We start from the raw sequence: 2,710 nt of genomic DNA on the forward strand, positions 1-2,710 counted from the left end.
TGGATCCGGAGGGCAACCGGTTGCTGTTGCTGGTGATGCCAGCAGCGTGAAGTCCCCTTCATGAAGCCCCATTGCCCTTGGTGAAGAGCGGTTTCGTTCGCGCTCCAGCTCTTGTCCTGAGCCGCCAGCCGTCCGATCGTGACTGCATCGACACCCGGGAGGCTCCAGAGCATGGAAGACACCCCACCTGAGCAACCGTCAGGAGTGAGCTGACGATCCGGCCCCTGCTCCAACACTCTCAACGGATGACTGACGTTCCTGGCGTGTCGCGGCTGTTTTGCTGAAACAACCCTGGCGCCGTCCATTGCACCGCCTCAGGTGCCCCGGACCCAACGGAACGTCCCGATCGACCCCTGGCCCCAGGTGCCAGCGTCAGCAGCTCCGACCTCACAACCCACGATTCAAGCCCGGTGGCCTCGTCACTGGGCTTTGTCGTGTTTCCGACGACAATCAAGGCGATCAGCAAGGCATCAACTCCAGAGAGGCTCTGCTCACCTCAGTTCCTGAGGACTTCTGATCGATTCAGAAGGGCACCTCGAAAAATCAGCAAGCTGGTTGATTACGATGGAATAGCGATAGAATCAGGAAATCAGACTGCATGCAAGCGGTGGGCCAAAGAGGGTTTTGGGACGAACAGCATAGGGTCGCAAAGCTCCAAGAGAAGAAGCCGGTTCTCAAGCGGCTGTCTGATTCGATCCCATGGGAAAAATTCCAGCCGATACTTGACCAAGGATACGCGCAGGATCGCAAGAGCAATGCAGGGCGTAAGCGGATTGATCCGCTGATCCTTTTCAAGATGCTTGTTCTCCAGCAGCTATTTAACCTCAGCGATGATGAGCTTGAGTTCCAGGTGAATGACAGGCGTTCCTTTGAGGAGTTTGTCGGGCTGGGTGTGATGAACAGCATTCCTGATGCAACCACAGTCGCCTTGTTCAGGGAAAGGCTGCGCAAAGCAGGAGTGATTGAGGAGCTCTTCGAGATGTTCGAGGCATACCTCCGCTCACAGGGACTCCAAGCCCGTGGTGGTCAGATTATTGATGCGACTCTCGTACCTGTTCCCAAACAACGCAACACCCGTGACGAGAACAAGGAAATCAAAGCAGGTAGGCTGCCGGAAGGTTGGGATGAAAACCCAGATCGCCTGCGGCAGAAGGATCTAGATGCTCGCTGGGTTAATAAGAACGGCATCAACTACTACGGCTACAAGAACAGCATCTGCATTGACGTCGACCATGGCTTTATCCGCCGATATGCCATTACACCTGCCAATATTCATGACAGTCAGATGCTTCCACGGCTGCTCGATCCGGAGAATGAACATGATTATGTCTGGGCAGACTCAGCTTATTCAGGTGAGTGCTTTGAAGATCTGCTGAGCTTGGGGCGCTTCGAAAGCTTGATCCACGAAAAGGGCGCTCGCAATCACCCGCTCAGCGACGCCGCCAAGGACCTAAATCGCGTCAAGTCAGCCATCAGAGCGTGTGTGGAGCATGTCTTCGGCTGCATGACAATGTCAATGGGTGGGAAGCTGACGCGAAAGATTGGGCTGGCAAGGAACGAGGCATGGTGGGGGCTCAAGAATCTGGCCTTCAACTTCCTTCGCTATCTTCAGCGCATCAGCCATGAACCAGTGGTGGCATGAATCCTCGAAGGAGTGTCCGATAGCGCAGTAAAAAGCTCACTCGCCGATACAAAATTCTGCTGCCTGCCGCCATTGGCGGCTTTTTGCATGCCTGCAGAACACTTGGAAACAGCTAATTTTTCGAGGTTCCCAGAAGTCACCTGATCACACGCTGATCAGAGGCTCAATCTGTACCAGCAGCGCAGGCAGTTGCTCGCTCAGGGTGATCCACACCTCCTCAAGGTCCACGCGGTCATAGGCATGGATCAGCACATCCCGCATACCTGCCATCTCCCGCCAGGGGATCTGTGGATGTTGCTTGCGGCAGGCGTCGCTCAGCCGCTTGGTGGCTTCCCCAATGATCTCCAGATTGCGCACCACGGCATCCTGGAGAACGTCGCTGGCCATGAATGTCTCGCGATCGGGAATGGGGAATCCTTGAACCCGTCGGATCGTGGTCAGGATGTCGCGCAAGGCATCACGGTCCCTGGGCTCCATCACAGAGGGATCGCGTCCCGCTCAGCCGAGGCCAGAGCGGTGGGCCTGAGATTGCGGCGGCGAATCAGATCAACGCGGCAGTGCAGCGTGTCTTCCAGGGCCTGCTTCAGGGCAATGCGGTCCAGGAGACCGGTGCGTGGAGGCAGATCCACCAGCAGATCCAGATCACTGTCGGGTCCAGCCTGATCACGGGCCACGGACCCAAATGCCGCCAGATTGCTGGCGCCATGGGCCATGGCGATCTCCCTGATCCTTGGAGCCTGTGCCAGTAGGTCGTCGAGGCGCATGGCTGCCCAGAAGCCATTGGTAGCCTAAGAGAAGAGACTCAGCTCGCCCTGCCTCGTGAGGCCATGGTCACTGGTGGACTGGCCGGTTGCAGGGAACTGGTTGGAACCGCCCTGGTCGAGGCCTCTGATTCATTGATAGATCCGCTGGACCGCCGCGTCAGTACGGCAAACCGTTCACAGCTGCAGGGAGGTCGTACCACAAGCGACAGGACGGCTGGCGGTCCGAGCACCGAGGTGGAGAGCCTGGCTGCGCGGGGTGAGCGGGTGGTGGCCTACAGCTTCAGGCACGGCTACACCTCTCGGT

4 protein-coding genes are annotated in these 2,710 nt (G+C 57.5%); 2 read left to right on the top strand and 2 right to left on the bottom strand.

Translation table 11 applies throughout. From position 1 onward, the window contains the following. Positions 1-598: 598 nt before the first annotated feature. Positions 599-1,642, top strand: coding sequence for an IS5 family transposase (locus tag VB716_RS16670; RefSeq protein WP_323271071.1), 1,044 nt, complete (start codon positions 599-601; stop codon positions 1,640-1,642). Positions 1,643-1,786: 144 nt separating this feature from the next. Here VB716_RS16670 and VB716_RS16675 read toward each other — a convergent pair whose 3' ends face one another. After that, positions 1,787-2,119, bottom strand: a complete 333-nt coding sequence (locus VB716_RS16675; RefSeq protein ID WP_322758751.1) for a DUF86 domain-containing protein — start codon at positions 2,117-2,119, stop codon at positions 1,787-1,789. Beyond that, positions 2,119-2,406 carry a nucleotidyltransferase family protein gene (locus VB716_RS16680; RefSeq protein WP_231597900.1) on the bottom strand — a complete coding sequence of 96 codons (288 nt, stop codon included), beginning with the start codon at positions 2,404-2,406 and terminating at the stop codon, positions 2,119-2,121. Before VB716_RS16680 ends, VB716_RS16675 begins: the two co-directional genes overlap by 1 nt. Positions 2,407-2,469: 63 nt before the next feature. On the opposite strand from VB716_RS16680, the gene VB716_RS16685 reads away from it, so the two are divergent. Beyond that, positions 2,470-2,710 (top strand): hypothetical protein (locus VB716_RS16685; RefSeq protein ID WP_323271072.1); only part of this gene is annotated, 241 nt, incomplete at its 3' end.

Origin of the sequence: Synechococcus sp. CCY9201, assembly GCF_034931105.1 — a bacterium.
GTDB lineage: Bacteria > Cyanobacteriota > Cyanobacteriia > PCC-6307 > Cyanobiaceae > CBW1002.

What these genes read in the sequence shown, in the direction of transcription:
- VB716_RS16675 (WP_322758751.1), bottom strand. Translation starts at nt 2,119, where the DNA reads ATGGAGCCCAGGGACCGTGATGCCTTGCGCGACATCCTGACCACGATC.
- VB716_RS16680 (WP_231597900.1), bottom strand. Translation starts at nt 2,406, where the DNA reads ATGCGCCTCGACGACCTACTGGCACAGGCTCCAAGGATCAGGGAGATC.
- VB716_RS16670 (WP_323271071.1), top strand. Translation starts at nt 599, where the DNA reads ATGCAAGCGGTGGGCCAAAGAGGGTTTTGGGACGAACAGCATAGGGTC.